Source organism: Kosmotoga sp. (assembly GCF_982836095.1).
This window is the reverse complement of record NZ_CEYIHJ010000208.1, coordinates 1-455: the sequence shown is the minus strand read 5'-3', so window position 1 is coordinate 455 and position 455 is coordinate 1. Positions and strand designations below refer to the sequence as shown.

The window sequence follows — 455 nt, the reverse complement described above, 5'->3', positions numbered from 1 at the left end:
CCACTGAAAAAATTCATAGCTGCTCTTGCATTCGCTTCGGCATTGTAGCCACCTTCTTGAACAATCAGCAAAGGCATATCTAATTCACCCAGTTGCTTACCTATCATAAAGAAATCGCTATCAACAAGGGAAAAATAACCTATAGGATCCTCAGTATGGGTATCAAAGCCCAGGGAGACAATTAGAAGGTCGGGATCGAAAGTCTCCACTTCAACAAGGGCTTTTTCGAGCGTCCTAAGGTAATCGGAGCCGGTAATGTCACCTTCAAGGGGAAAATTGAAATTGTATCCCAACCCTTCATCCTCACCTATTTCCCAGCTGTGACCGCTGATCCAGGGATAATATTTTTCAGGCGAACCGTGTAAAGATACATAAAGCACGGTTGAATCGTCATAGAAAATCTCTTGAGTACCGTTCCCGTGATGGAAATCCAGGTCGAGAATTGCAACATATCC

General features: G+C 43.7%; 1 protein-coding gene. It reads right to left on the bottom strand.

The window, feature by feature from the left end:
* Positions 1-455 (bottom strand): arginase family protein (locus AC3LHT_RS10195; protein WP_488662812.1); only part of this gene is annotated, 455 nt, incomplete at both ends.